We start from the raw sequence: 888 nt of genomic DNA, 5'->3' as shown, positions 1-888 counted from the left end.
ATTTGTGTTCGTCTCGGTTGTGGCATCAGCCAATGCCGGTTTCGTATTGGCTGAGCGATAGAGCCCAATCTCTGGAGTTGGTCCAATGAGCGGTCGGGGAGATAGGTAACAGACATGCAGCGGACACGGCTGCTAAACCAGGTCGCAAACCTCCTTGCGTCGCAGCGTGCCGCAAGCGACGCGATCAATCGAATGGGGTCGGCATGAGACTGAACACCATCCAGTTCCCGACCGCGTAGCCGCCTGTCCTGCCGATCAGGTCTTGACCATCGACGCCTGGGATCAGTCCTGAATGTTCTTGGAGACCACTACGTTATGAGCCGCAGCCGCCGCAAAACACCCATCGTCGGGCACACGACCTGCGGCAGCGAGCGCGAGGACAAGAAGCTCTGGCATCAGCGCTGGCGCACCCGTGAGCGCACGGCGCTGACCAGCGCGTCGCCCGAAGCCCTGAGCGCCCATCTGCCCCTGCTGGAAAACCAGGCCAGCAGCGTCTGGTCGATGGGCAAGGATGGCCGCTCCTACTGGCCCGTCAAGCGCCAGGCCGCCACGGCGGATCGCATCGCCAATCACAAGGGACGCAACCCGCAAGAACGCGCCTCCCTGAAAAAGCGCCTGCTGCGCAAGTGGATGAGCAAATGAAGCTCTCCTTCCATCAGCACATTGCGCTGTTCTGGATGATCGGTGCTCCGGGCGTCTTCGCGCCCGTGATCGAGAACGCCAAGCGGCCCGATGCCGGCGCCGTCATGGCGTGGGGTGTCGCGATCGTGGCGGTGATGATCCTCTTCACCCCTTTGCTGCTGCGCTGTCCACCATTCCGGCGCTGGTATGGCCGGACGGATGCGCTGTCGGAGCGGCAGCGCCAGGCGCTTGCCGAGCGCGGCCTGC

1 protein-coding gene and 1 pseudogene are annotated in these 888 nt (G+C 63.4%); both read left to right on the top strand.

Annotated elements, in window-relative coordinates; genetic code table 11:
- The first annotated feature begins 315 nt into the window (after nt 1-315).
- Nucleotides 316-642: a hypothetical protein gene (locus RVY79_RS16695; RefSeq protein WP_003100858.1), complete on the top strand. Its 327-nt coding sequence runs from the start codon at nt 316-318 to the stop codon at nt 640-642.
- Nucleotides 639-888: pseudogene (locus tag RVY79_RS16690) on the top strand (transposase); the annotation flags it as partial. The gene RVY79_RS16695 and the pseudogene RVY79_RS16690, both read left to right, overlap by 4 nt.

It is taken from the genome of Chromohalobacter sp. HP20-39 (assembly GCF_033052815.1).
Classification (GTDB): Bacteria; Pseudomonadota; Gammaproteobacteria; order Pseudomonadales; family Halomonadaceae; genus Chromohalobacter.
The sequence above is the reverse complement of the archived record's forward strand: the minus strand, read 5'-3'. Positions and strand labels throughout refer to the sequence as shown.